The sequence below is a fragment of the Nostoc sp. T09 genome, assembly GCF_002154695.1.
Taxonomy (GTDB): Bacteria; Cyanobacteriota; Cyanobacteriia; order Cyanobacteriales; family Nostocaceae; genus Aulosira.
This window is the reverse complement of record NZ_MTAV01000078.1, coordinates 1-26,427: the sequence shown is the minus strand read 5'-3', so window position 1 is coordinate 26,427 and position 26,427 is coordinate 1. Positions and strand designations below refer to the sequence as shown.

Sequence of the window (26,427 nt, the reverse complement as noted above, 5' to 3'; positions counted from 1 at the left end):
TTTCCTTCACAAAACAACATATTTAGGTAAAATTAGGTAAAGCAATTTTTGCACCTAATAACCCAAGGCATCAGCAAACCCATGCAGCTGAAATTCAGTGCATCTCGTCTTCCCATCGCTCCTCTACTGCTAATCGCCCCCTTTTTCTTGTGGGGTACCGCAATGGTGGCAATGAAAGGAGTGATACCCCACACCACACCATTATTTATGGCAGGAGTTCGGTTGCTACCAGCTGGGGTGTTAATTCTCATAGCAGCAGCATTGATGGATAGACCCCAACCCAAGGGATGGGGTGCATGGCTATGGATTGCCTTATTTGCGCTTGTAGATGGAACTCTTTTTCAAGGCTTCTTAGCAGAAGGATTAGTGAGAACTAGTGCCGGGCTAGGATCTGTGATGATTGATTCTCAACCCTTGGCTGTGGCCTTGCTATCGTTGTGGCTATTTCAGGAACGTATCGGTGTTTGGGGATGGCTGGGACTAGGATTAGGGGTTTCTGGGATCAGTTTAATTGGCTTACCTGATGAGTGGATTTTTCAGGCTCTCGGTTCAGGTGTAAATATCACCCTTGGTAACTGGCAACAGTTATTTGCCAGTGGTGAGTGGTTAATGCTGTTAGCAGCGCTGTCAATGGCAGTGGGAACAGTGTTGATTCGGTTTGTTTGTCGACATGCCGATCCGGTAGCTGCTACGGGATGGCACATGATTATCGGTGGATTGCCATTATGGGGAATGTCGTCAGTTGTAGAATCCCAGCAATGGCAGAATCTTGTACCATCTGATTGGGTGGCTTTAGGTTATGCCACAATATTTGGCAGTGCGATCGCCTATGGATTATTTTTCTACTTTGCTTCTAGTGGCAATCTCACCAGTCTCAGTTCTCTCACCTTCCTGACGCCAGTTTTTGCTCTGCTATTCGGTAATCTCTTCCTCTCAGAAGTTCTGAGTCCCTTGCAATGGATTGGAGTTTGCCTAACTTTAATTAGTATCTATCTCATCAATCAGCGCGATAACTTGGCAGCAAACAAAACGGTTACTGCGGGTGATACAGCTACAAATCAGCAACCTATTTTAGAACCATCTAGTGCGAAGAAAGTCAATTCTGTAACTTTATCTGTAAGAGAATCTGAACCAGAAATTTTACCCTAAATTTAATAAACCTTGTGGAAAATCAACTACTAATCTTCTGGTAAACAGCCAAGGTATACCCAGGAGTAATTCTGCAATTTCATCTCCTACAATTACAGGAATATTAAATTCTTGAGTATCTAAACTAACTGTACCAGTGTAAATCGTAAACTGGGCTTTTCTCAGAGCGGTCAGACGAGTTTCTTCACTATCCACTAGTTCCCATCCCAAGGCAAGAGCATCTTGGGTATTAATTGCTAACCAGTCACTAAAACCTGTATCGAGCAGTGTATCAACTGTGATAATTAGCCCGTCGGATGCTACGAGGTCAATTTCAAAAATCAACTTGCCTTGATTGCTAAACTTTCCTAGAATCAAGTTATTTTACGATGCTCTTGTGCCAATTAATTTGAAGGTACAAATTAGTCTATAAGGATGTTGTTGTCTCGCTTGCTGTTGGGCTAAAGCTTTAATGGCATTGAGAAAATAATCACCGCTATTGGGTTCAATGGCAACATACCAGCCGGAATAATTATTGATTAATTCAGAACTCAAAAGATCGTATATTTGACGCGCACTTTTGATATATCCTGGGTTAGCTAATTTTGGCGATAATTGATTTGTATATTGCCTAATTCCTGTCCAAGGGCGAGCTGATAGGGAATTTTCCTTGGGCTGCTGTTCATTTTTTACAGCAGAATATTCCTCTTGAACTGATGGTCTTTTGTTCTCTATTGGTAGATCTTCACTTTGAACATTGTTCATTGTTGTTTCTGAGGACAAAATTGGGATTGTTGATATTTTAGCCCCTTGCACCTGTGACATAAGCAGCTGTTAGAGGATGTTGAGGTGATTCAAAGATTTGGGCTACTGTTCCCGATTCAATTAGTTGACCTATTCCATCCTGTACCCAAAACAGGGCTACTTGATCGGCAATTCGCTTGGCTTGTGCGAGGTTATGAGTGACAATTAGCAAGGTATAACGCCCCCGCAGGCTGGTAATTAAATCTTCAACCACACCACTAGAAATCGGGTCGAGAGCACTACAAGGTTCATCCAATAGTAAAACTTCTGGTTGCAAACCTAAAGCTCTGGCTATGCATAAGCGTTGCTGTTGTCCGCCGGAAAGTGCTAAAGCCGAAGTATGCAATCGGTCTTTGACTTCATCCCACAATCCCACATCGGTGAGGGTTGTCTCTACGATCGCATCAATTTTTTCGCGGTTTTTGATCCCATGTTCTCGCAAAGGTAATTCCAGATTCTTCCAGATAGATAAAGGAAAAGGATTCGGTTTTTGGAAGATCATGCCAACTTTACGCCGCAGCGCGATCGCATCTATCTTGGTATTGAGCACATCTAAAGTACCAATCTGAATTCGTCCTTTGACTCGACACTGGGGAATCAAATCAGTCAAGCGATTGAGACAACTGAGAAAACTGGTTTTCCCACAACCGGAAGGACCAACTAAAGCAGCGATTTCACCTGCATTGATGCCAAGATTAACATTAGCAAAGGCTGTTTTTTGCCCATATTGCAACGTCAAGTTTTCTGTTTGAATCAATGGTTGAGTAGTTCCAGTAGGGTTGCGATCGGATTCTGGCAGTTTCATCAGTTAATAATTCTCCTGTGCAACCAATTTTCGGCAATCCAAGCTGCTGTGCCATTAATTAACAGCAGCAATAAAAGTAAAACCAATGCTGAGGCGTAAGCATTACCATCGCCACCAGACACATTCATCGATAAATCAAAAATATGAATCGAAAGCGCACGTCCAGAATCTAATAATGATTCTGGCATTCTATCTACATAGCCACTAGTAAAAATTAAAGCAGCAGTTTCTGCGATCGCTCTGCCAATCCCCAGCACTAATCCCACCACTAAACCAGGTACAGCGGCGGGTAACAATAATTTAAATAGCGTAGTTGTACGGGAAAAACCAAGAGATGCGGCTCCTAATCTATACTCCTGGGGAACAGCCCGAAATCCTTCTTCTGTCGAGCGAATCAAGATTGGCAACACCATACACGCCAAGGTTAGCCCTCCCGACAGGATGGAAAATCCCAATCCGAGAATTTTGCAAAAGAAGACGTTACCAAATAACCCAAAGACTATTGAAGGGACACCAGCTAAAACATCTAAACTGCGACGCACCAATCCTCCAAAGATACTATCAATTGGAGTGAATTCTGCCAGCAATACGGCTGTACCCACACCAATAGGAATGGAAACTGCCATACACACCATCATAATCATCAGAGTGGAAACCAAAATCGGTGCAATTCCTCCTTCTCTGCCAGCGTTCACAGGTTCCGTGGTGATAAACTGCCAAGATAAGTGGCCGATGCCATGCCAGAAAATATCGTTGAGTATCCACAGGAATATGGCAGTTACCAGCACAGCAGTCATCCAAACAATCATTGTTGGTAGCCAATCTTGAGGAATGCTCAGAGTTTTGATTTTAGCTTTGAGATTTGGCATTGAAAAAATCATGGGTCATTATTTTTCACGCTTTTAATGCTTTAGTTGCTAACCAAACCTCCCAATCAAGTTTCAAGGTTGCTACCTGCCAGTTTCTCAATCACTTCCTTTCTCAATTCAGGATCATCTATCTCAGCCAGAACCTGCGCTAATTTATTAGCAAGCTCCTTGGCTTTTTTAATCCTGTTACGGCGTTTTTCGTACTCTAAATTATCAAGATTTCGCTGAATGGTTTGTGGATGAGGAACGGTGAAAGCAATTTGCTGATAATTAGCAAGTATTTCCTCAATTTCTCGAAATAAAATTGCAGCTATCTGTCCTATACCTGTCAAGATACACCAACCACGCGCGCGTGTCATAGCGGTAAAAGCTTGATTTCGTTGTTGAACAACTAGATTAGAGTTGGCTCCAACTTCCTCAAAGCCAATCACATAAATTACAGAAGCCTCATTTCCCTTTGCTCTAAAAATGCCAGTTAAGGTAACATGATTTGATTTCCGAAACACTGACCCGTCCGTATCAAGTCCTACTCTGGCAGAGTCAATTTTTAGTTTTGTTAGCTGTGTTTGCAATCTGTTAAAATCTTGAGCCATCCGCCGTGGGTCAAGAGTAATAACAACGATTTCATCTGGCTTTAATTCATCTTCGTATATATTTTTATAAATTTGTTCTACTACCCAATTTATTTCTTGTTCAGTTGTTTCAAATTTTTGGCATTGAATGAGGTTTTGTCCTTGTGTTAACTTTTCTAGAGCGTTAGGAGAGTTTTCCTCTGGTCTTCTAATAGTAATTTTGTGCCCAGGCTGAAAATTGCCAGAAACTATTTCGTATCCAATGTCTTCCCATCCACCAGATGTTGGAATAAACTGAACAGCTCCTTGTGGTCTAAGTAGACCCATTCCAAAAATATGAGCAGTGACCAAAATTGGGCGAGGGGTACGATAGCAATGATAAAGAATTAAATCCTTATCTATTTCACTATCTGGATAGTTCCCTTCAAGGTTCACAATAGGTGAGCCATCTGCATAAGTTCCAAATATTTCAACAGTAGTTGGAATAGCAAGACTTTCCAAGCTTTGAACCTCATCGTATGCCCATATCAATCTCTTGGGTTCTCTTAGAATACTATGGCACAATTTGTAAAATTCAAAATGGAAGTCTTGAGCTTCATCAATTAAAATGGCATCGAACAATTGGGGAACTTCATCACCACTTTCCCGTAATTCTCTGCAACAATTACCTAAAATCTCACTGTATTGCTTATAAGTATAAATATTCTTGGCCTCACTGTATGTGCGTGAGTTTCGCCGCATTGTATGCGCAACTAAACGATACAAACCTTGAAGGTCTTGACCACCCCAGCCATGAAGTATTTTAATTTTACTCCAATCCGGATCTCCATCAGTCCACCAACGATAAAAGCGGGTTATAAGACTTTTTATCTGTGCATACAGACTTCTTGTATAGAAAGTATAGGCAATAGTCCACTCAGGGTGTTTTAGGTGCATCCAAGCTGCTTTCATACACATAACTACAGTTTTACCCGAACCGGCTAAACCTCTAATTCTTTGAGGGCCACTTGGGATTTGAATTGCAACTCTTTCTTGCTCTTTATCAAGAGCCATCATCTGTTCTTCAACTTGTCTGAGGAGAGCTGCTTTTGAGTTAGGCTTCTTTGCTTCTGGTCTAAGTTCACGGCGTAAAGTTGGTGCGCCTTGAAGAACACTAACTGCAAGTTGAAATTGTTCATCTGTAATAGGTTCTTGCTTTTCTTCTGCTGGTACATTCTGTAACCTTCTTCTCAAAGCTTCAGCTTCTAAATCATCTGCAAAGATAATGGTAGGCGGAGAAGCTGGAGATAGATCCAGTCCTTTTTCTCTCCATTCGGTTTTAGATATAAAAGGTAGTCCGATAAATACGTGTCCTTGAATTAGTTCACTTTTCCCCTTACGTAGCCCTCTTTCATTCTTAAATTTGTTACTTACTGAAAACATTTGGTCTTCCGCTTGGGCATAGGGGGTTTCTTGGCTAGAGTGCCAATCATTCATTATCCAGACTTGACCATCAATTCTCTCAATATTATTAATTTTGCATCCCTTACATTCAATAACATATAATCCCCAATGTTTATGAAGTAAAAGAATATCTGGTTCTCTTCTGGATCTGTCAGCTGAAAAAATAGGATAGCGGTGATAACAAATCCCCTCATCTTGAGCTAAAGCTTCTTTGAGTGCGTTCCAAATCATTTTTTCAGCTGCATTCTTATCACCAGAATCAGTCCATATAAATTCCATGTATTCTCTCCTTGTAATAGAGGCATCAAAACCTTACTAGTATGCCAATTTTTATGGCAAAGTTACACAAGTGTCTACAAGAGAGCGAAAAATTTTGGGTCTTGTCAGCTTTTGGTGATCAATAGTGGGCTGGTTTAGGCAGAAGGCAGAGGGCAGAAGGTTTAAGAAAGAATGTTACCGTAGGCGCGGGGTTTCCCCGCCCTTGACTTGACGACCATCCACAACACTAAACTTACTCATAACTAACCACTTCAGCAACAGCAACTAACAGTACAATCAGCCCCATCAACACCAACCCGCTAACAAAGAGTGCAGAACGGTGATCTCCCGTGGCGTATGCCATTTCTAAAGCAATATTAGCTGTGAGGGTACGAATCGGATCAAACAGAGATTTAGGTGTTTGTACGACATTGCCACACACCATTAAAATTGCCATTGTTTCGCCAATTGCACGACCTGTTTCTAAAATCATGCCTGTGAATAATCCCGATTTGGCAGCCGGAAAGACCACTTTAGAAATAGTTGCCCACCGCGATAATCCTAAGGCGGCAGATCCTTGGTGATAAGATAACGGGACTTTCGCTAGACTGGCATCGGCTACCAGTGCGATTGTTGGCAAAATCATGATGGTGAGAATGGCAATCCCAGCTAATAAGCTTGGCCCTGGCGGATGTATTCTGCCAATTAGGGGAACTAACACCACTAATCCCCAAAAGCCATAGACTACAGAAGGGATTCCTGCTAGTAATTCAATTAGGCTGCGGTAGATTTTAGCTAATGTGGGTGGGGCGTAAAATTGACAAAAGACTGCGGAGAGAATGCCGATAGGAGTAGCAATTAGCACCGAGCCAAACATTGCTAGCAGCGTTCCCCACAGCATCGGCAGGAGGTTATAAAATCCGGCAGTTGGATTCCAGGAGGAGTCGCTAAAAAAGTGGGTGATTCCCACGCGTTGAAGAACTGGTAGAGATTCGAGAATCAAAAAGAAAATAATTAAAAGTGCGATCGCACCCGCCATCGCTGCCAATCCCCGCAGTATCCAAATTAACCACAGGTCACTATTTAGCGACGAGGACAAAGTTTTGCTTTTTAACAATGTCACTTACCTGTTGTGATTGTGCGTAATCAATGAATTCTTTTGCTAGGCCTTGGGGTTGGGTTTTCGTTACCAAGTTCAATGGGCGAGCAATGGGAAAGGTGTTATTCTGCACATTGGCAGTTGTTGCTGCTATAGCATCTACAGGTAGGAGTTTGATAGGTACTTTATTTGCCTCGCTATTTTCTGCCGAACCGATAGAAACATAGCCAATAGCGTTGGGGTTTCCAGCTACAGTTTTTATCCCCTGTTCATTGTCACCAATTACTACTTGCGCTTTGATATCGGTATTCTTCAGCTTGAAGTAATGGGTAAACAATTCGAGAGTGGAACGGCCTTCGGCTTTATTCACAACAGTAATCGTTCCATCTTGACCTCCCACCTGCTTCCAGTTTGTTACTTTGCCAGTATAGATATCTACAACCTGCTTGTCAGTTAGAGATTTCACGGGATTATTTTTGTGCAAAATCACCGTTACTCCATCACGAGCAATAGTAAATGCTGTTAAATCTTTTTCATCCGGCTTTAAGGCACGAGAAACCATGCCAACATCTGCCACACCTTGACGAGCATCAGTAATACCACGAGAAGATCCTCCTGATTGCACATCAATTCGCACACCAGGATGTGCAGATTCAAAGCGTTTACCAATTTCTGCTGCTAATGGCGCAACGGTACTAGAGCCAGTTAGTACTAGTTTCCCTTGAGATTTACCTGGATTGTTATTTACATTTTGCTGAGGTGAAGAGCAACCTTGCAACCACAAGCAAGTAATCAATCCCACAGCAACAGGAATCATCATTTCTGGACGTTTCGTCATCTATTTATATCTCAATCCAAATTTTTAATTAAACGAGAGAACACAACAGCCAAGGTTCAGGGCGCTACCTGTAGTTACTTCCATCTCTGGAGCTAGGCGGTAGAGAAAGGCTTTACCATTGCGTTCCCGAACCACAAATTTTGCGCGACGCAGAACTTGCAAATGATGAGAAAGCAGACTTTGTTCTAAACCCAGAATCTTGTTCATCTCCCCTACTTGCATGGGACTATGCAGCAGAATTTTTAACACGGATAGACGGGTTTGATCTGCCAGTACTTTCAGTCTTTCTACGCATTCAAACTCTTGGATTGTGCTCATGATTTCTTTCCATCCTGTGTATCCAATCACGTTGAAGATTTATGTGTGCGGTTAGTAAGAAATAATCGTTCATATGAAATTTAATTCATAATTACACCTAATGATTATACCTACAACTGAGCGCACTGCCAGTATATTCAGGGAAAGGGCGACCCAGCAAACATGGTGATAAATTCAAACTGAATCAACCGTCTACATGAAGTGAAGTCACTCAAAGTATAGAAGTAAACCATCCCAAGCTAGGACGGATCGAGATCAGCTTGTGATCAAATTTACACTTTCGCCAAACCGCTACGCCCCCAATGTCCCTGATTCGGGTTGAGCCTCTTGATGAGCTTGGCAACTTGAGGGTGTCAAAACCTTTGTGGTTGGCTTGGATAGGAGAACACATCCCCCCACTAGCAATACGCTTCGGTTAATAAATTTATCTGTTGAGGCGAGCTGGGGTAGTTTTACGATGCTCACCAGCATAATCTATGGGTAATATTCTCTTTCCATATCCTATGCATTTAGGCAAACAACTAATAAAGGATCACTGATGTATCGTTGGTGTAGAAGTCTGATTATTCTAGAGAAAATTAACTAACCTATAGTAAAATGACTCACCGCTAACCTTAATAATCTTAATTTTATGAGCTGGTTTTCTTTATCGGTTAGAAAATGGAGACGGATGACACAATTCCTCTCCTTATTCTGCGTATGTTTATTTTTGGTTGTAAGTTGCGCTTCTCGTCCACAGACAAATACATCAACTAGTTCTACCAATACTTCTACAGGTGATGGTCGCATTACTGTAGGGACGACAGCAAAGCCGAGAACTCTAGATCCTGCTGATGCTTATGAGTTGGCATCGTTGGGTTTGGTGTTTAATATGAGCGATCGCCTCTATACTTATGAGCCAGGTAGTACAGAAATTAAGCCCCAACTGGCGACAGCATTACCCAAAGTCAGTTCAGATGGTTTAACTTACACCATTCCTTTACGTCAGGGAGTAGTTTTTCACGATGGAACTCCCTTTAATGCGGAAGCGATGGCATTTACTATCAAGCGCTTTATTGAAAATAAGGGCAAACCCTCCTTCTTACTAGCCGATACTGTAGACTCGGTGAAAGCTACGGGTGAGTACGAGTTAAGTATCAAACTGAAAAAACCTTTTGCGGCTTTTCCTTCACTACTGGCGTTTTCTGGAGTTTGTCCAGTTTCGCCGAAAGCTTATGAATTGGGTGCGGGGAAATTTAAGCCAGAGACATTTGTGGGAACTGGCCCTTACAAATTAGCTGCTTATGGTACTGATTCATTGCGATTGGATGCGTTTGATAAATATTGGGGAGAAAAACCAGCTAATAAAGGTATTAACGTCCAAATTCAAACTAGTCCGGTAAATCTATTTAATGCCTTCCGCACTGGTGCAGTGGATGTAGCCTACCTTTCTTTGCAACCAGATCAAATTCGCAGCTTAGAAGAAGGTGCAAAAAAAGGAGATTGGCAAGCGATTAGCGCTCAAGGTAGTGTAGTAAGTTACATGGTGTTGAACCAGAATCAAAAACCTTTGGATAAACCAGAGGTAAGACAAGCGATCGCTTCTTTAATTGATCGTCCACTTTTAAATCAGCGAGTTTTGTTTAATCAAGCTGATGCACTGTACAGCATGATTCCTACTACATTTGATGTTTCTCAGCCTTTATTTAAAGATAAATATGGTGATGCTAGCTTTGATAAGGCTAAACAACTATTAACTAGCGTTGGTTTCTCTAAAGACAATCCCGCAAAAGTTCAAGTTTGGTATCCTGCTAGTTCTGCAACTCGCAGTTTGGTAGCGCAGACACTGAAATCACTGGTCGATCAGAAGATGGATGGCATACTGCAATTTGAAGTCAGTACTGTCGAAGGTGCTACCTTTTATAAAGAGATTACTAAAGGTTTGTATCCGGCGGCTTTGCTTGATTGGTATCCAGACTTTTTAGATCCTGATAATTACGTGCAACCGTTTTTGGCTTGTCAGAAGGGTTCTGTTGCCAAAGGATGCGAAGACGGCGGGAGTCAAACTCAAGGTTCTTTCTATTACAACGAAGCTGTCAATAAGCTAATTGATCGGCAACGCAAAGAACAAAATCCGGAAGCGCGGAAGCAGATATTTGCTCAGATTCAAACCCAAGTAACGAATGATGTGCCTTACGTTCCCTTATGGCAAAACAAAGATTATGTCTTTGCCCAAAAAGGTGTCAGCAACGTCCAACTTGATCCCACTCAAAATTTAGTTTATAAGCCAATTAAAAAGTAATTTTTTTCCTTAGTCATTAGTCATTTGTCCTGAGTTGTGTAGATGGCTAATGACTAATAACCCAATGACTCTTGACTCAATAATATATGTCGCGATCCAAAGCACTACAATATTACATTGCCTCCCGTTTACTCTTAGCCCCACTTCAGCTATTTACTATCATCACCATTGTCTTTCTGTTACTCAGAGCAACACCTGGAGATCCAGCAGATGCGATTTTAGGTGGACGTGCGCCAGAAAGTGCAAAGGCGGAATTGCGCAAACAACTCGGTTTAGACCTACCTTTGTGGTTACAGTATTTAAATTATTTGGGAAACTTGCTGCACTTTGATTTGGGAACCTCTTTGACGAGTCGGGGACAGCATGTCGGGGACATAATTGGACAATATTTTCCTGCGACAGTAGAGTTAGCAGTATGTAGTATGGCTGTTGCACTTATTGTCGGAATTTTGGTTGGGACGCTTTCGGCTTCTCGTCCTGGGACAGCTGTGGATGCAGGGGGGCGCTTATTTGGAATTATTACCTATGCACTTCCCATGTTTTGGGCGGGAATGATTCTCCAGTTAATTTTCTCGGTACAATTGGGTTGGTTTCCCAATTCCAACAGGTTTCCCCCAAATCTTCCAGCCCCGGCTCATATGACTGGTTTGTATACTATTGATAGCTTACTTGCGGGTAACTTCAGCCAATTTTTAACATCATTGCATCATATTGCCCTTCCTAGCTTGACTCTAGGTATTTTACTGAGTGGAATTTTTGAGCGGATTGTGCGCGTCAATTTAAAGCAAACTCTACAAGCAGATTATATAGAAGCTGCCAGAGCCAGAGGTATTCCAGAAAGTAAGATTTTAGTTTCCCATGCTTTAAAAAATGCTCTAATTCCAGTAATTACAGTTTTGGGGCTAACCTTTGCTTCTCTGCTGGGTGGAGCAATTCTAACTGAGGTAACGTTTTCTTGGCCTGGATTAGCCAACCGACTGTACCAAGCGATTTCCGATCGCGATTATCCAATAGTACAGGGAGTACTAGTATTTTTCGGGGCGATCGTTGTTAGCGCTAGTATTTTGATTGATATTTTAAACGCTTACGTAGATCCTCGAATTCGCTATTAGTGCAAAAAGCCAGTCCAAATTGGGAAAGGGGGACAAGGAGGACAAGGAGGGCAAGGGGGACAAAAGAACTAATGTTGACCCTTGACTGTTGACCATTAAAAATCTAGTTGTCAGTTCTCAGCCCTCAATTTCCTTTGTAGTGGTAGGGTGAAACAAGAGGAGAACAGAGGTTTTTCTATGCCCATTCATGTTTACTGGGGCGAAGATGATTTTGCTATAGAAAAAGCGGTGGCTGTTTTATGCGATCGCGTCCTCGATCCCCAATGGACAAGTTTTAACTACACTTCCTTGCTTCCAGATCAACCTGATGCGGCGATTCAAGGGTTAAATCAAGTCATGACACCAAGTTTTGGTGCTGGTGGAAGGTTGGTATGGTTAGTCAATACTACTCTGTGTCAACATTGCCCAGATAATGTGTTAGCAGAACTTGGGCGAACCTTACCTGTAATTCCGGAGAACTCATTTTTATTGATCACCAGTCGCAACAAACCCGATGAACGCTTAAAATCAACGAAAATCTTGAAGCAATATGCTACGGAGTTCCGAGAATTTCCGCTGATACCACCCTGGAAAACCGAGTTGCTTGTACAAGCTGTGAATCAAGCTGCTCAAACCGTAGGCGTAAAATTGACACCCAAGACAGCAGAACTAATAGCAGAATCTGTAGGTAACGATACACGGCTTCTCTATAATGAAATGGAGAAGTTGCGCCTCTATACGGCTAGTAGTACTCAGCCTTTAGATGTTGATATAATTACTAAGCTAGTCAGGAATACTACCCAAAATAGTTTACAATTAGCAGCAGCAATAAGAACTGGAGACACAGCTAAAGCTTTGACGACCTTAAGCGATCTGATCAATGCTTCTGAGCCTGGTTTACGGATAGTTGCTACATTGATTGGTCAATTTCGCACCTGGTTATGGGTAAAAATTATGATGGAAAGTGGTGAGCGAAATCCCCAAGCGATCGCTCAAGCTGCTGAGATAGGTAACCCTAAACGTATTTACTTTTTACAACAAGAAGTCAAATCACTTTCTGTACAGCAACTAATCTCCACTTTACCTCTGTTGCTGGAGTTAGAAGTTAGTCTTAAGCAAGGATATTCAGATATAGCCACTCTCCAGACGAAAGTGATAGAACTTTGTCAAGTGTCCAGAGGAAGCTAACACCAAATCTAAAAATTTGATGGATTATATAAAAATTTCATGGATTGGTGAGTTTGTGGAACTTCTTACTCCTAAAATAATTCAAAGCCAATAACATATCCCTACTGTAGTTCTGTGTCACACACTATATGAAAAAAATGGCTGATTTGTTTTTCCAACGAAGCTTACAAAAAATGCTTTCGCAAAGTTTATCTTACAGTGCTCTCGCTACTGTTGGTTTAGTTGCCAGCGCTCTGATAGTTAGTGGTAAAGCTAGTGCTCAAAACCCACAACCACTTAACGCTAATCAAATCACTAGCTATGCTCAAGCCGTATTAGCAATGGAGCCAGCACGTCAACAAGCCTTTGACGAAATTAAAAAACTGATGGGTGAGCGAGAAATTCCTAAGATAGTTTGTAATGACTCTAAAAGCATTGGTAGTCTACCAAAAAAAGCTCAAGATATTGCAGTCAATTACTGCCAACGCTCTCAAAAAATAGTAGAAGATAACGGTCTTACTATTGAGCAATTCAATAAGATTACTGTAGACATACAAAGTGATGATAACTTGAAACGACAGATTTCCAATACATTAATACGCATCCAAAATCCTGCTAAAAATCCTTAAATGGAAATCAATAAAAGTTTAGGAATTCCTAAAATCAAAATTTAGTGTATTCACACTAATCTGCTGAAATGAAAAATGCCCATACATTATCAAAGCAAACAGTACAATTGTTTAAATTTATGCTCACCAATTTGCGCGTTTGCGGCTCCCTTTAGTGGCTCATATCAATTTTGAATTAAAATTCTTAAGAGCTAGGTAACTCTTAAGCCTCCAATAAAATTACCTAAGAAAATTTTGTACCAGGGATCTACATTTAAATTCTCTAAAGCAAATAATTAGAATATTTGATAATGCTGCTGTGTTTTTAGATATGCTTGTCGTTTAGCATGGATATTTTTCATATGCTTCTTCACAGTATTGATGGTAATGTACAGTTTAGCAGCGATATCTTTATAGCTATAATTGCCTCTATATAGAGACCAAATTTCTGCTTCTCGTGGTGTCAACTCATATTTTTTTACTTCAGCGATCGCAAAATTTTTTAGAGTTTCATAGCGATTTTCAATAGTTACTAAAAAATAAGGTATCTGGGTAATTTTAAAACTCAGATATTTTACCCGAATCCGAAAAATATTTGACTGATTAACTATAATTTCATCAGATAAAATCATTAGGTTATCAGAATTCCAACTTTGATGATCAATTAAAGACTGGCAAAGCTGCGATATGACTGGATGGATAAATTTTTCCTTACCATATTCTGACTTTAATTGAGTAGATATTTGATAGGCAGATGCATTAGCATGAAAGACATTTCCCGCCTCATTTAAAATTAAAATACCATCTTCTAAGTTTTCGATGACCAATTGTAAAAAATAGAGTTGTAACAAGTCACAATAATGCAATGTATCGCAATTTTGGTTTGTAGTTTCGGTTTTTGCTGAAGTATTTTTGAGGGTTATCATATATTGTCTGAATCTGCAAAATATTAGTCATTTAATAGGTTTATTTGACTAGAGATATCACTCTCAATTCTCTGCATAATAATTCTCATCACAATGCAGATACAGCCAGATATTAGTGTTATTGATAACAGCAACAGTCAAATTGCTACCAGTCATTAGTCTCTAGAAACTTTTTGGCAACACAATTTACATACAACTCTGCAATTCTCTATTTCGGAGAAAAATGCTATTGTCTTGCGTAATTTCTACAATATAGAGTTTATAGTGTCTTTACTGAGGCATTTTTCATGATTTCCGAAATAATCTGAATGGTATATTCCTCACATTTCAATGAAGAATATTACTTTTGTTAATTATCTTGCGATCTGAAAAGAAACAGGGTGAGGAAGCCAAAACACTATTCAATAAAACAATCATGAGCCTATCATTTGCAAGCGCCAACGAGTTTCCTGTCGGTTCAAATCCCTCTTCTGTGGTAGTGAAAGACTTAGATGGAGACGGTAAACTTGACTTAGCGGTAGCGAACACTGCTGATAACAACATTTCAGTGTTGTTGAATGATGGTAATGATGGCTTTGGTACTCCTATTAACTTCGCAGTTGGAACCAATCCAGTTTTCATTACCTCAGAAGACATAGATGGTGATAGCAAGTTTGACTTGGTGATAGCGAACGCTGATGACAACAATGTTTCAGTGTTATTGAACGATGGTAGTGGCGGTTTTGGTACTCCTATCAACTTTACAGTCGGAACAAAACCTTCTTCCATTGCTGTGGGAGACATAGACGGTGACAATAAACTTGACTTGCTAGTAGCAAACGCTGATGACAACAACGTTTCAGTGTTATTGAACGATGGTAGTGGCGGTTTTGATACTCCCATAAATATCACAGTTGGGACAAATCCGAATGCGATCGCATTGTTAAACATAAATGGTGATAACAAGCTTGACTTTGTAGTAGCGAACGCTGATGACAACAACATTTCAGTGTTGTTGAACGATGGTGGTGGCGGCTTTGGTACTCCCGCCAACTTCACAGTCGGGACAAATCCGAATGCGATCGCAGTCGGAGACATAGATGGTGACAACAAACTCGACTTGGTAGTGGCGAATTATGCTTCTAGCAATGTCTCGGTGCTGTTGAATGATGGTAATGGTGGTTTTGGCACTTATACCAATTTCACAGTCGGGACAAGTCCTAATTCTGTCGTCTTGGAAGATATAGACGGTGACGGCAAACTTGACTTAGTGGTGGCAAAAAATGCGACCGCCAACAACGTCTCAGTGCTGTTGAACGATGGTAATGGTGGTTTTGGTACTGCTACCGATTTCACAGTCGAAACATCTTCGGCTTACGCGGCTGTGGGAGATTTGAACAGTGATGAAAAACCTGACTTAGTAGTAGCGAATGCTGATAGTAGCAAAGTCTCGGTGTTGGTTTATAACTCTGCTCCCACAGACTTAGTATTTAGTGCTATCAGCGAAGATGAAGATGATACTACTAGTGAAGATGAAAAAGCTATCTGTATCCTCAGCACTACTGATGCAGATAAAAACGACATGTATACTTATACCTTAGTTGAAGGTACTGGCGATACTGATAATGATGCATTCACGATCGAGGAAGATAGCCTTAAAATTAAATCTTCAATAACTAAAACTAACTACAATATCCGCGTCCGCACTACTGACAGTGGAGGACTCTCCTTTGAAAAGGAATTGGCTATTAATGTTAACGAACTGGGGTTGTCTGCAACTAACCAAATAACAACGATTGTCAATTTCATAAATATTACGGAGAATATCTTTACCGTCAAAAGTAAAGTTAAAGGTGATAAAGCAAAAATCTCAATCAAAATTGAAGGCAGCACTTCTAAAGTAGTCAACGAAATAGGTGTATTTATTGTTGACGATGCCCAAGGTACGATTGATGGTATTGCTCCTGGTGCAGCAGGTTATGCAGAAGTAGCGCTCAAGCGAGCAAAGGTAGTTTGCTCTGCTATTGCCAATGCACCTGATGGTTTTAATCCAGCTGACCTACCAAGGCTATTAGAATTCGACTCAGGTGCAAACTTGAGATTTTATATGATACGCAACAGCAACACTGATGCTGTGCTGTCTGGACAAACCTCTTTCTCTGAGGTAGTCTTTTCCTCCGCCACTAATGTCAAAGTGGAAAGCTCAGAAATTGAAGGCTTTTCTCTAACTTGGAAGGGTGTATCTATTAATGGTAGCGATTTAGTGGTGAAATTTAAAGAAACTAATCAAGACATACCTCTAGGGATAGGTCTTCAAGGAAAGCATCAAGGTGAACTCATCGATTTACGGGAAACCAAAACTAAGGTTAAAGCGGAGTTTGTCATTAACAGAGAAGCTGCTTACGACAACTTAGTTGGCTTCTGTAAAGTAAATGATGAGAATGGTGGCATTGATAGTGATAACGACGGAAAAATTGATTTCCGTCCAGGGGATGCAGGCTACATTAAAGCTATGCTTCGCTCTCGTGTTGACGGCATTGACTTGAAGGTGAATAACCAAGGTAAAGCTACTTTCTCCGGCAGTTTTGAATCAGGTTGGCTCTTTGCACCTTTTATGATTGCTAATAGCACTGTAGAGGCAATTTTAAGTAGCAATTCTAATGACTTTGCAGTTTACAGTCCATTCTTAGGCGCAAATTCTGACAAAAACAATCATGTCCGCTTACTAGGCAATAACTGTTTTGGCTTTGAGGATGTAACAGGAGCAGGCAGCGATTGGGATTACAACGATCTAATTGTCCAAGTTAAATTGACTGTGGATAGCGTGAATACCTAAGTATTTTTGAAAAAATTTGGTTGTGAATAATTTAATCCCTACCTCCTCTTTGTCCGGTGGTAGGGTTTTCAGTATTTATAGTTAAATATAATAAAAGTGATATTTATTTTTAAAAAAACATTGAAATTTAGGGTTAACGAGTTTCTCATTTGGTATTAAAGGCGTTGTTATTTTCCAAAAAATACGAGAAATACATTTTTGCTATTTGGGATTTTGTATATCACTATAATTCATCCTTATCTATTTAAGGGTATTTCGCTTTGAAATAAATTAGCGGATCTCTGCGTTGCTGAATGTGCACGAGAGTCGGTTAAGTTGCGATGGCAATTCAAGCAAAACTAATAGTAGCCAGTAAGGTAAAACTAGATTAATCTACCCCTAAACGCAAAATTAGAAAAATAAAATCAACCCAAGGGTGATTTAGCTGTATCAGCAATACTACTAAACTTGCAATGCGAAACTTATTTTTTATACTCATATCTATGGTAGATATTTATATTATTGACCTGCTGGTAATTGGTCTACTTTTGCTGATAGTCACATTAGGGTCTGGATGGATTTCACGTTTACCTCTTTCCTTCGCCCTCATCTATCTAGTGGTTGGTATTTTATTAGGTCCTTATGGCTTTGGGCTGATTCAATTGCGCCGTAATGATGTATTCAATGCTGAGGTTCTAGAGCATATTACCGAACTTGTAGTAATTACTTCTGTATTTAGCTGTGGCTTAAAAATAGTGCGGCCTCTCAAATTAGGAATTTGGGATATTACAGCTCGCCTCATCGGGTTTTTGATGCCAATTTCAATTTTGGCTCTGGCTGTTGTAGGCAAATTATTTCTGGGACTGGATTGGGGTGCAGCTATTTTATTGGGAGCAATTCTTGCACCGACCGATCCAGTTCTAGCCTCAGAAGTTCAACTAACCGATACCAACGATCAAGATGAGTTGCGCTTTGGTTTAACTTCGGAAGGTGGTTTGAATGACGCTTTAGCATTCCCTTTCGTTTATTTTGGGATTTATGCCCTAAAAGATAGCAACTGGAATAATTGGTTGAAAAGTTGGTTATTAGTTGATTTAATTTGGGCGATCGCTGCTGGCATAGTGATGGGAATTATTGTTGCTAAAGCAGTAGTTTGGCTTGATAAAAAGATTCAAAAGCAACGTCCTGCCGATAATGTAATGGAAGATTTTATCGCCATCAGCATTATTTTCTTGACTTATTCTCTGACAGAAATAGTTAATGGCTATGGGTTTTTGGCTGTATTTGTTGCTGGTTTAGTTACTCAACGTAGTTACCATAATCCAGACAAATCACTTGCACAACTAGGATTTATTGAACGACTGGAAAAACTCCTAGAAGTCGGGACAATTTTGCTATTGGGATCGATATTATTATTACAGCCAATGCTCAATTATGCGGCTCAATCTTTGTTGGTGATAGTGTTGTTATTCTTTGTAATCCGACCTGTGGGTGTTTGGATTAGTACAATAGGCAAACGTCCTCTAAATTCCTATCGTCGAACTTTGAATCCAGTAACTCGCTGGTTATTTGGCTGGTTTGGCATTCGTGGTGTTGGTTCTTTATATTATCTTGCCTATGCATTTGGTAATGGCTTAAAAGGTGATACCGCTGAGCAAATTGCTTGGATAACTTACACTACAATTGTAGTTTCTGTGATTGTGCATGGAATTAGCACCACTCCATTAATGAAGTGGTATGAGCGAAATACTGCTCACGATACAAAGCCTCATATTCCTGCCACAGTTGATGAATTTGAATAGTATTAAGAGTCATTTGTCATTTGTCATTGGGCATTAGTAAAATTGCTATTCTCCCCTCATCTCCCCTACACCCCTGCTTACGAAAGAACCTCATGTAACGTATTAAGTAGTACTTGGGCTGTAAAGGGTTTTGGCAAGAATTCTCGGATACCAAGGCTCTTCTTTTGAGCAGCAGCCTCATAAGCCATGATTCCACTCATGGCAATAATTTGTGTCTTTGGATTCATGCGTTGCAACATGAGTATTGTGCTAGCACCATCCATGACTGGCATCATCATGTCTATTAACACTACGCTGATGTCATCCATATGCTGAGCGTAAAGTGCAAGGGCCCCAATACCATCACTCGCAGTTAAAATCCTGTAATTATGGCTTTCTAAGGTAGTCTTAGCGATCTGGCAAATTGAGACTTCGTCATCTACTACCAAAATCAATTCACCATTACCGCTTGGCAATTCTGTATTGGTAACTGCTTTAGTCTCGGTAGCTTCTCTACTCGGTAAGTAAACCTTAAAACAGCTTCCCTGTCCTATCTCGCTGTAAACTGTCACAAAACCACTGTGGCTTTTAATAATACTCATGACAGTAGAAAGCCCTAGACCTGTTCCTTTGCCGACTTCTTTGGTAGTAAAAAAGGGTTCAAAAATCCGCCCCATAATTTCTGGTGGAATACCCGTGCCAGTATCAGCGATCGTTATGACAACATAAAAACCCTCTTGAGCATCGACATGCATACTAGCGTAGTTTTCGTCAATGCAAAGGTTTTCCGCACTAATCCTCAGAATACCGCCATCGGGCATTGCATCACGAGCATTAACACATAGGTTCATTAGCACTTGATGAAGTTGAGTTGCATCTGCAAAAACTGTCCACAGATCTGGGGTGATGTCAGTTCTGGTTTCAATAAATTTGGGGAAGGTGCGTTGAGCCACCTGCGCCACATCTGAAAGCAAATGTCGCACTTGGACGATAGAACGACGGCCTTCCACACCTCGTGTAAAAGACAGAATTTGCTGGACTAAATCAGCTCCTCGCCTAGCGCTTCCTTCTAGTATCCGCAGCAGTTGCTCAGTGCTCTCATCAAAGTCGGGGAGTTTGAGAGGTAGCAGTTGAGCAATTGCCAAAATGGGAGTCAGGATATTGTTGAAGTCGTGGGCAATACCACTTGCAAGAGTACCTAGACTTTCCAGCCGTTGAGCGCGGAGAAATTGTTCTTCGAGTTGCTTTTTTTGAGTAATATCGGTAGTGAGTGTCAGAATAGATTTAGGGTTACCAGCTTCATCGCGCATCAGTGACCAGCGACTTTCGACGATGATTTCTTGACCATATTTTGTAAATTGCTGTAACTCGCCTTGCCATTTACCATTCTTAGCTAATATTGTCTTTATTTCCGGAAACGGTGGCGAAGTTTCTGCATATTTACACAAAAATTGAGCAGCATTTCTGCCCAAAACTTCTGCTGTCGTCCATCCATAAAGGCGCTCCGCACCTTTATTCCAAAATAAAAAATGATTTTCTAGGTCACGAACTGCGATCGCATCTATGGAAATATCCAACAGCGCTGCTTGTTCGTAGATTTTCTGTGCTGCTTGTTTGCGATCGGTAATGTCTTCAACTGTCCCTACATGACCCAGAAATCGGCTTTCAGTGGAGTACATCGGGCTGGCAAGCGCACGCACCCATCTGACCTCACCTTGGGGCGTCAAGAGTCTGTATTCGTGAACCCAGGTACTTTGTTCAGATACTGTCCGCTCCCAATCCTGAAAAACCTTGGTTCTATCTTCCGGGTGAATTGCCTGAGTCCAACCGTCGCCTAAACTCTCCTCTTCGCTGAAGCCGGAAATTTCATACCATAACGGATTATTGTAAGTAAGTCGCCCTTTGGAATCAGTTTGGAAAATGGCCAGAGGAGCCGAGGAGCAGAGTGTGCGGAAGCGGTCTTCGCTTTCTTGAAAAGCCTGTTCTGCACTATGCCGTTTGTAGCGTTCTTCAGCTTCCCGCAACTCTCGTTCGACCGCAGGTACAAGGCGGGTGAGGTTACCTTTAATTAGATAGTCATGAGCGCCAGCTTTCATGACAGCGACAGCAATATCTTCACCAATAGTACCGGAGACAATGATAAATGGTAAATCCAGCTTTCGCCTTTGGAGGAGTTTCAAGGCATCTAAACCACTGAAGGCAGGCAGACTGTAATCTGCAATCACTATGTCCCATGATTGTTGATCTAGGGCTGCTTGCATTGTCTCTGCGGTATCGACTCGAACATAGTTCAGAGTATAGCCACTGCGATGCAACTCCCTAACAAGTAGGAGGGTATCATCTTCCGAATCTTCAACAATCAAAACACGCAGGTGGGGGAGCATCTTGACTAACTCTCTAAATGGGCGGTGCTTCGTTCATTAGTAACCAGTACATTCCTAACTGTCGGACTGCTTCCGTAAATTGAATAAAATCTACGGGTTTGCGGATATAACTGTTGCACCCCAAACTGTAACTATTAAGTAAATCTTTTTCTTCGCTGGAAGTAGTCAAGATCACTACAGGTAGCAAGCTAGTGCGTTTGTCTCCTCGCAAACGACGCAATACTTCCATGCCATCGATGCGGGGTAGTTTAAGATCCAACAAAATTACAGTGGGCTTAATGTTGATATCCCGGCCAGTATGAACTCCAGTGCCAAATAGGTAATCAAGAGCTTCTACACCATCGCGAGCTACTACTATTTCATTACTGATATGATTGCGCCTGAGTGCTCGGATAGCTAAAGCTTCGTCATCAGGATTGTCTTCTACCAGTAAAATCATTTTATTGCTCACGCTCATGCTCCAGCCTCATCTGCTACTAATGTAAAGTAAAAAGTAGCTCCCTGTTCTACAACTCCTTCTGCCCACACTCGCCCACCATGCCGATGCACAATTCTTTGGACTATGGCTAGCCCAATTCCAGTTCCAGGAAATTCATCTATTCTGTGTAGCCGCTGGAAGGGGCCAAATAACTTGTTGGCGTAGGCCATATCAAAGCCAGCACCATCATCTCGAACAAAGTAGATGGGAATGCCGCTTTCTTGAGACATTGTGCCGAACTCAATTTTAGCTTGGGTGTGCTTGGAGGTAAATTTCCAGGCATTATCAAGTAAGTTCGTCAACATCATTTGTAACAGTCGGCTATCTCCTTGAGCTATAAGTCCTGGTTCAATGACACAATCGACCTGTCGCTCTGGCTGACTTTCCTGTAGCTCTGCGTAGATTACTTTTGCTAACAAACTGAGATCTACTGGTTCTAGCTGCATCTCGCTACGCATCAACCGGGATAGATTCAGGAGATCATCGATCAATTGCCCCATTCGCTGAGTAGCTAACCGAATTCGCCGGAGGTAGTTTTGTCCTGTTTCGTCTAGCTGCTCTTGGTAGTCTTCCAGTAGAGCCTGGCTGAAGCCATCAATACTGCGTAAGGGGGCACGTAAATCGTGAGAGACGGAGTAGCTAAAAGCTTCTAGTTCTCTATTTACTGCCTGTAGTTCAATCATTGCCCGTTGCATTCCCTGGTTTAAGGAATGTAATGCTTGTTCGGCCTGCTGACGCTCTATTACTTCTGCTTGTACATCGGCAAGAAGTTCTGCATGTTGGAGAGCTACGGCTAGATGGCTGGCAATTTCGGTAGCAAACTCAATCTCTGTGGCTTGCCATTCTCGTGGAGCACGACATTGGTTAATACACAGCAATCCCCAAAGATTCTTACCTTGTAACAAGGGTATCACTAAGTTAGCTCTGATTTCAAATTGAGCTAGAACCTGAATGTGACAATCACTCAGCCCGTAAGTGTGAATATCTGCAACTGCCTGAATTCTTCCCTGCTGATAATGGATTGCAAACCGCTCCCCAAAGCAGTGGTCATGGATTCTTTGCGCTATGGCAGATGGAAAAGCAGGATCTACATCCTCAGAAACAAATTCCCCATCATTCCAACCGGAATCTGGGTAGAAGCGAAACATACCCACTCGGTCTGCGGCTAAAAGTTGGCGCACTTCAGTAGCCGTAGCTTGAAAAATAGTTTCTAAGTCTATTGGTTCCCGCAGGCGGGTAACTACACGGAATAATGCTTTTTGCCGCTGTACCTGGAAATTTGCCTGATTGATTTTATGCTCTGATTTTAGGACTTCATCGCCCAGGATCTGCTTGATTTGTTCAAATGCCGCTTCATCCCGGCATAAATCCCGCAGTCTTGCCAATCTCTCTGGGTTCATTCTTTTTTTATGGTAGGGGCTAGTACTGCTTTTTGGAAGTCAAAAGTTAAAAGAATTATATTTCAGGCTTTTTAGCTGTTGTGAATTGTATGTTTATTTCTGCTGCACTGTAATAGATTATTGTATGCGATCGCTTAGTTAATAAAAAATCAGTAGACCAAATGGTAAGGGCACAATATAACATTTTGCCCCTACCATTTGGATATTGTTGAATTACAAGTCCGTTAATACAACTAACTTGATGCTGTATTAGCCGCCTCTGATGTTTTCACATTTGCTGGACCACCACCCATGCGAATCTCAGATGTGAAGGAAGCCATACTAAAGCCGCCGAAGCGTTTCAGGACACTGACTCGCATCCGCAAGTTGGGGCTAGCAAACCATAGGCGTTCCTCAGACCACATAGTTTCATACTCTGTAGTTAGTGTCAAAGCACCATCACTGCCCATCTTATAGCTTCCGGCGACTGGAGCTTTTTCGGCATAACCCATTTCCCGCAGTAACTTGCCTTGGTTGGGGTTATCTTCATCAGGTACTGAAACTAACACAGTAGAGCCACTGTGTTTTTCTTCATCCCATTCCATAGTGCCGTTCCAGGTAACTCTCGCACCACAGGAAGCACCACTGGGGTTAATTTCGTACTGTTGGCACAGCTTGATTACCTCTGGATGATCTGCTGGCAGCATCTCAATGGTAATATCCGACTTACCGTCTTCGGATTGCTTAAAAGCCAAATGATGACTGGTGCGATGGGAAAACCATTTACCAGCGCTCAACTCAAAAAACTCTTCTATATTCATGATTGAAACTACTCTGCATCAAAATTCTGAAAATCCCACTTATTAAAAGGTAGCAGGAGGTGTTGCCTAAAGCAGTCTGAAGTTTAAAGGATGAAGTCAGAACTTGGTAAATCGGTAGGGATATTCATCCTTTATAGTTTATACTTTGTTAGCCTTGATTTGCGCTTAGGCTTGATTGTCTATAGCTTCGAGCCTTTTAAGAGAAATTCTTGCTGCTTCAGCAACGTGAGCATGGCTATCTTTTTCTAGGTATTTCAAGGCTGAGACGCTCTTAGGAGTAGGAAGATTACCTAAGGCTTCTGCAAGACGTTGCCGCACTAACCAATCATCTGACTGGGCAAAGCGCAAGATCATATCTACAGACTCAATGTCTTTAATCTCTCCTAGCGCGGCGATCGCAGCTTGATGTAAGATGACTTCCTCACTATCCAATGCTTGAATCAGAATGGCATGGGCACGCGGATCTTTAATATTGCCTAGAGAAACTGCCACACTAAAGCGTACTAGCCAATCAGTATCTTCATAAAACGCCCGTGCTAGCACCTCAAAGGCTCTGGCATCACCTAGATATCCCAATGCCCCAGCAGCATCAGCACGCATACCATAATCTGGGTCATTTTCTAAAATTTTTACCAAAATTGAATAACATTCTGGTGTCTGTTTAATTCCCAAAGCAAAAATTGCCATCGATCGCAGTTGCAGAGATTCGTCATCCAATACCTTTTTGATTAAAGGTACGGCATCTTCAGACGCAACATCGCGCAGATTGGCAAGAGCTACCATGCGATCGCGCAGGTTCGGACTTTCTAGCTGAACAGAAATTTCCTCTAAGCTTAAAGCAGCCATTTTGGTTAAAGCACTTTCTTTACTTATCTTTACTTTACAAAAATTCTCATAATAAAGGCACCCGATTTTTGGGGGGTTAACCATATATTGATTGGAGGGTCATTTGTCATTCGTCATTGGTCATTTGTCAAGAAGAAATAGTTATATCTTCTGCCTCTTGTCCCATTTCTCCCCATACTCTCCACCCTTTCCTACACTCCCCTCTCTTCGAGATCCTCGACTATTACCTGTTTCATAGGCAAGGTCTTACTTGTTGCTGATGACAAGCAGAACTGAAAATTGGTGCAATAAATCTAGTTTTGACCAGCATTACTCATGACAAACCGCATTTTGATTCTTGGAGGCAGGGGGAGAATTGGTAGCAGTGTTGCTCAGGATCTGGCCACCCACACCCAAGCACAAATTACGATTACCGGACGTTCCCCAGTGGCTGAGGGGGACGAAGATGCCAAGTGGCTCAGTACTAAAAACAACTGGACTTTAGGAACGCAGGTGCAGTTTTTGGTGTTGGACTTGGCAGAAGTGGACAAACTGCGCGAGGCGATCGCTAATTCCGATTTAGTCATCCACTGTGCTGGTCCCTTTCACTACCGAGACACTAATGTTTTACAAATTTGCATTGAACAAGGCGTTAATTATCTAGATGTCAGCGATCATCGTTCTTATACTAGTAAGGCTTTAAAGTATAACGAACAAGCTGCCGCTGCTCATGTCACGGCAATTATTAACACTGGAATTTTTCCAGGCATTTCTAACAGCATGGTACGCCAATGTGTTGAGCAATTCGACAAACCAGAAAAAATTCATCTTAGTTATTTAGTCTCTGGTTCTGGTGGTGCTGGCATCACAGTTATGCGGACAACTTTTTTAGGTTTGCAATATCCTTTTGAAGCTTGGATTAATGGCAATTGGCAAGTAGTTAAACCATATAGTGAGAGGGAAATGATTAATTTTGCATCTCCCTATGGACGTACTGGGGTTTACTGGTTTGATATGCCAGAAACTTTCACCATGCCGCATTCTTTCCCTTCAGTGAAAACTGTAATTACAAAATTTGGTTCAGTACCCGACTTTTATAATCACATGACTTGGATAGCGGCGCATATTTTCCCTAAATGGTTGATGCAGCGTCGAGCTATGATTGAGTTTCTCTCTCATGTCAGTCATTTTATGACAGATGTGACCAATCCTTTTACAGGAATTGGGGTAGCAGTGCGTGCAGAAGTCACAGGGCAAAAAGATGGGAAAACAGCCCTTTATTATGCAGATTTAATACATGAAAATACCGCTTTAGCTTCTGGTTGTGGCACAGGTAGTATCGCCCAATTGTTGCTCGAAGGTAAACTGAAAAACCCAGGAGTTGCACCTGTAGAAGCGGCACTACCAACAGATTTATTTGTCCAAACAATGGAAAGCCGAGGAATTAAAATTGCTCATAATTGGGTGAAAAATAATCTGCCGTAATGTATTAAAAACACCGGGCGATGGGAAATCGCGGCTACACAGGCAAAACCCAGCGACCTGAGTTTCAAGGAGTACCCAAAAGCTCACGTGGGTAAGGGTTTAGCATTGCTCATTGGTGTCAACTTAACTTCTCTGGCTTACCCAAAAGACCGCCCACAGGCTGTAAGCCTGGGGCTAACGTACAAAGCCCACCTGCGTGGGCTAAATTTTCTAAGCCCACGCAGGTGGGCTTTGTTCAATTAGCCGCACCCTTCCAGGGTGACGGCGGTTTAT

The 26,427-nt window shown here is 41.6% G+C and carries 22 protein-coding genes; 8 read left to right on the top strand and 14 right to left on the bottom strand.

Translation table 11 applies throughout. The features are described 5' to 3' along the window. Positions 1-81 precede the first annotated feature (81 nt). Positions 82-1,149 (top strand): DMT family transporter, encoded by a 1,068-nt coding sequence (locus BV372_RS16470; protein WP_086687577.1) that lies wholly within the window; start codon positions 82-84, stop codon positions 1,147-1,149. On the opposite strand, the gene BV372_RS16465 is transcribed toward BV372_RS16470, so the two are convergent. The 8 genes from BV372_RS16465 to BV372_RS16430 all read right to left on the bottom strand — a co-directional run bounded on the left by BV372_RS16465 (position 1,141) and on the right by BV372_RS16430 (position 8,134). Continuing rightward, positions 1,141-1,506: an aspartyl protease gene (locus BV372_RS16465; RefSeq protein WP_086687576.1), complete on the bottom strand. Its 366-nt coding sequence runs from the start codon at positions 1,504-1,506 to the stop codon at positions 1,141-1,143. The two genes, BV372_RS16470 and BV372_RS16465, sit on opposite strands and share 9 nt — an antisense overlap. A 6-nt stretch (positions 1,507-1,512) precedes the next feature. Further along, complete coding sequence (locus BV372_RS16460) at positions 1,513-1,893, bottom strand: hypothetical protein (protein ID WP_086687575.1); 381 nt, start codon at positions 1,891-1,893, stop codon at positions 1,513-1,515. A gap of 37 nt (positions 1,894-1,930) precedes the next feature. Further along, positions 1,931-2,737 carry a phosphate ABC transporter ATP-binding protein gene (locus BV372_RS16455; protein WP_086687574.1) on the bottom strand — a complete coding sequence of 269 codons (807 nt, stop codon included), beginning with the start codon at positions 2,735-2,737 and terminating at the stop codon, positions 1,931-1,933. Further along, positions 2,737-3,606 carry a phosphate ABC transporter permease PstA gene (pstA, locus tag BV372_RS16450; RefSeq protein WP_086687655.1) on the bottom strand — a complete coding sequence of 290 codons (870 nt, stop codon included), beginning with the start codon at positions 3,604-3,606 and terminating at the stop codon, positions 2,737-2,739. The genes BV372_RS16455 and pstA overlap by 1 nt, the downstream gene beginning before the upstream one ends. A 65-nt stretch (positions 3,607-3,671) precedes the next feature. After that, complete coding sequence (locus BV372_RS16445; protein WP_086687573.1) at positions 3,672-5,900, bottom strand: NERD domain-containing protein; 2,229 nt, start codon at positions 5,898-5,900, stop codon at positions 3,672-3,674. A gap of 232 nt (positions 5,901-6,132) precedes the next feature. Then, positions 6,133-7,002: a phosphate ABC transporter permease subunit PstC gene (gene pstC, locus BV372_RS16440; protein ID WP_218776735.1), complete on the bottom strand. Its 870-nt coding sequence runs from the start codon at positions 7,000-7,002 to the stop codon at positions 6,133-6,135. Beyond that, positions 6,959-7,816 carry a phosphate ABC transporter substrate-binding protein gene (locus BV372_RS16435; protein ID WP_086687571.1) on the bottom strand — a complete coding sequence of 286 codons (858 nt, stop codon included), beginning with the start codon at positions 7,814-7,816 and terminating at the stop codon, positions 6,959-6,961. Before BV372_RS16435 ends, pstC begins: the two co-directional genes overlap by 44 nt. A 24-nt stretch (positions 7,817-7,840) precedes the next feature. Beyond that, positions 7,841-8,134 (bottom strand): helix-turn-helix transcriptional regulator, encoded by a 294-nt coding sequence (locus tag BV372_RS16430; protein ID WP_086687570.1) that lies wholly within the window; start codon positions 8,132-8,134, stop codon positions 7,841-7,843. Positions 8,135-8,765: 631 nt separating this feature from the next. On the opposite strand from BV372_RS16430, the gene BV372_RS16425 reads away from it, so the two are divergent. The 4 genes from BV372_RS16425 to BV372_RS16410 all read left to right on the top strand — a co-directional run bounded on the left by BV372_RS16425 (position 8,766) and on the right by BV372_RS16410 (position 13,302). Then, the gene (locus BV372_RS16425) at positions 8,766-10,415 is read left to right on the top strand and encodes an ABC transporter substrate-binding protein (RefSeq protein WP_086687569.1); all 1,650 of its coding nucleotides are present in this window, start codon (positions 8,766-8,768) and stop codon (positions 10,413-10,415) included. A gap of 86 nt (positions 10,416-10,501) precedes the next feature. Further along, on the top strand, positions 10,502-11,527 hold the full coding sequence (locus tag BV372_RS16420; protein WP_086687568.1) for an ABC transporter permease: 1,026 nt from the start codon (positions 10,502-10,504) through the stop codon (positions 11,525-11,527). 177 nt (positions 11,528-11,704) lie between these two features. After that, positions 11,705-12,694: a DNA polymerase III subunit delta gene (gene holA, locus BV372_RS16415; RefSeq protein WP_086687567.1), complete on the top strand. Its 990-nt coding sequence runs from the start codon at positions 11,705-11,707 to the stop codon at positions 12,692-12,694. Positions 12,695-12,822: 128 nt separating this feature from the next. After that, complete coding sequence (locus tag BV372_RS16410) at positions 12,823-13,302, top strand: DUF4168 domain-containing protein (RefSeq protein WP_086687566.1); 480 nt, start codon at positions 12,823-12,825, stop codon at positions 13,300-13,302. 275 nt (positions 13,303-13,577) lie between these two features. Here BV372_RS16410 and BV372_RS16405 read toward each other — a convergent pair whose 3' ends face one another. Then, positions 13,578-14,207 (bottom strand): helix-turn-helix transcriptional regulator, encoded by a 630-nt coding sequence (locus tag BV372_RS16405; RefSeq protein WP_086687565.1) that lies wholly within the window; start codon positions 14,205-14,207, stop codon positions 13,578-13,580. Positions 14,208-14,622: 415 nt separating this feature from the next. Between BV372_RS16405 and BV372_RS16400 the strand changes: the two genes are divergently transcribed. Together BV372_RS16400 and BV372_RS16395 are read left to right on the top strand one after the other, a co-directional pair. Then, positions 14,623-17,022, top strand: a complete 2,400-nt coding sequence (locus BV372_RS16400; protein ID WP_143845157.1) for an FG-GAP-like repeat-containing protein — start codon at positions 14,623-14,625, stop codon at positions 17,020-17,022. 482 nt (positions 17,023-17,504) lie between these two features. Next, positions 17,505-18,803: a sodium:proton antiporter gene (locus tag BV372_RS16395; RefSeq protein WP_086687563.1), complete on the top strand. Its 1,299-nt coding sequence runs from the start codon at positions 17,505-17,507 to the stop codon at positions 18,801-18,803. Between the two features lie 77 nt (positions 18,804-18,880). Here BV372_RS16395 and BV372_RS16390 read toward each other — a convergent pair whose 3' ends face one another. From BV372_RS16390 to BV372_RS16370, 5 genes are all read right to left on the bottom strand, one after another. Continuing rightward, positions 18,881-21,166 (bottom strand): PAS domain S-box protein, encoded by a 2,286-nt coding sequence (locus tag BV372_RS16390; RefSeq protein ID WP_086687562.1) that lies wholly within the window; start codon positions 21,164-21,166, stop codon positions 18,881-18,883. Between the two features lie 13 nt (positions 21,167-21,179). Then, positions 21,180-21,623, bottom strand: a complete 444-nt coding sequence (locus BV372_RS16385) for a response regulator (protein ID WP_086687561.1) — start codon at positions 21,621-21,623, stop codon at positions 21,180-21,182. Further along, complete coding sequence (locus tag BV372_RS16380; protein WP_086687560.1) at positions 21,620-23,044, bottom strand: GAF domain-containing protein; 1,425 nt, start codon at positions 23,042-23,044, stop codon at positions 21,620-21,622. The genes BV372_RS16385 and BV372_RS16380 overlap by 4 nt, the downstream gene beginning before the upstream one ends. Before the next feature lie 233 nt (positions 23,045-23,277). Continuing rightward, positions 23,278-23,844: a phycobiliprotein lyase gene (locus BV372_RS16375; RefSeq protein WP_086687559.1), complete on the bottom strand. Its 567-nt coding sequence runs from the start codon at positions 23,842-23,844 to the stop codon at positions 23,278-23,280. A gap of 165 nt (positions 23,845-24,009) precedes the next feature. Continuing rightward, on the bottom strand, positions 24,010-24,690 hold the full coding sequence (locus BV372_RS16370) for a HEAT repeat domain-containing protein (protein WP_086687558.1): 681 nt from the start codon (positions 24,688-24,690) through the stop codon (positions 24,010-24,012). 315 nt (positions 24,691-25,005) lie between these two features. Here BV372_RS16370 and BV372_RS16365 point away from each other — a divergent pair, with 315 nt between their 5' ends. Beyond that, positions 25,006-26,154 (top strand): saccharopine dehydrogenase family protein, encoded by a 1,149-nt coding sequence (locus BV372_RS16365; RefSeq protein WP_086687557.1) that lies wholly within the window; start codon positions 25,006-25,008, stop codon positions 26,152-26,154. Positions 26,155-26,427 lie beyond the last annotated feature (273 nt).

Bases quoted from the DNA above. Each gene is read 5' to 3' on its own strand.
- BV372_RS16425 (WP_086687569.1), top strand. From the start codon at position 8,766: ATGAGCTGGTTTTCTTTATCGGTTAGAAAATGGAGACGGATGACACAA.
- BV372_RS16385 (WP_086687561.1), bottom strand. From the start codon at position 21,623: ATGAGCGTGAGCAATAAAATGATTTTACTGGTAGAAGACAATCCTGAT.
- BV372_RS16375 (WP_086687559.1), bottom strand. From the start codon at position 23,844: ATGAATATAGAAGAGTTTTTTGAGTTGAGCGCTGGTAAATGGTTTTCC.
- BV372_RS16395 (WP_086687563.1), top strand. From the start codon at position 17,505: ATGGTAGATATTTATATTATTGACCTGCTGGTAATTGGTCTACTTTTG.
- BV372_RS16370 (WP_086687558.1), bottom strand. From the start codon at position 24,690: ATGGCTGCTTTAAGCTTAGAGGAAATTTCTGTTCAGCTAGAAAGTCCG.
- BV372_RS16435 (WP_086687571.1), bottom strand. From the start codon at position 7,816: ATGACGAAACGTCCAGAAATGATGATTCCTGTTGCTGTGGGATTGATT.
- BV372_RS16470 (WP_086687577.1), top strand. From the start codon at position 82: ATGCAGCTGAAATTCAGTGCATCTCGTCTTCCCATCGCTCCTCTACTG.
- BV372_RS16365 (WP_086687557.1), top strand. From the start codon at position 25,006: ATGACAAACCGCATTTTGATTCTTGGAGGCAGGGGGAGAATTGGTAGC.
- BV372_RS16445 (WP_086687573.1), bottom strand. From the start codon at position 5,900: ATGGAATTTATATGGACTGATTCTGGTGATAAGAATGCAGCTGAAAAA.
- BV372_RS16405 (WP_086687565.1), bottom strand. From the start codon at position 14,207: ATGATAACCCTCAAAAATACTTCAGCAAAAACCGAAACTACAAACCAA.
- BV372_RS16460 (WP_086687575.1), bottom strand. From the start codon at position 1,893: ATGAACAATGTTCAAAGTGAAGATCTACCAATAGAGAACAAAAGACCA.
- holA (WP_086687567.1), top strand. From the start codon at position 11,705: ATGCCCATTCATGTTTACTGGGGCGAAGATGATTTTGCTATAGAAAAA.
- BV372_RS16380 (WP_086687560.1), bottom strand. From the start codon at position 23,044: ATGAACCCAGAGAGATTGGCAAGACTGCGGGATTTATGCCGGGATGAA.
- BV372_RS16390 (WP_086687562.1), bottom strand. From the start codon at position 21,166: ATGCTCCCCCACCTGCGTGTTTTGATTGTTGAAGATTCGGAAGATGAT.
- BV372_RS16455 (WP_086687574.1), bottom strand. From the start codon at position 2,737: ATGAAACTGCCAGAATCCGATCGCAACCCTACTGGAACTACTCAACCA.
- pstA (WP_086687655.1), bottom strand. From the start codon at position 3,606: ATGCCAAATCTCAAAGCTAAAATCAAAACTCTGAGCATTCCTCAAGAT.
- BV372_RS16420 (WP_086687568.1), top strand. From the start codon at position 10,502: ATGTCGCGATCCAAAGCACTACAATATTACATTGCCTCCCGTTTACTC.
- BV372_RS16410 (WP_086687566.1), top strand. From the start codon at position 12,823: ATGAAAAAAATGGCTGATTTGTTTTTCCAACGAAGCTTACAAAAAATG.
- BV372_RS16400 (WP_143845157.1), top strand. From the start codon at position 14,623: ATGAGCCTATCATTTGCAAGCGCCAACGAGTTTCCTGTCGGTTCAAAT.
- BV372_RS16430 (WP_086687570.1), bottom strand. From the start codon at position 8,134: ATGAGCACAATCCAAGAGTTTGAATGCGTAGAAAGACTGAAAGTACTG.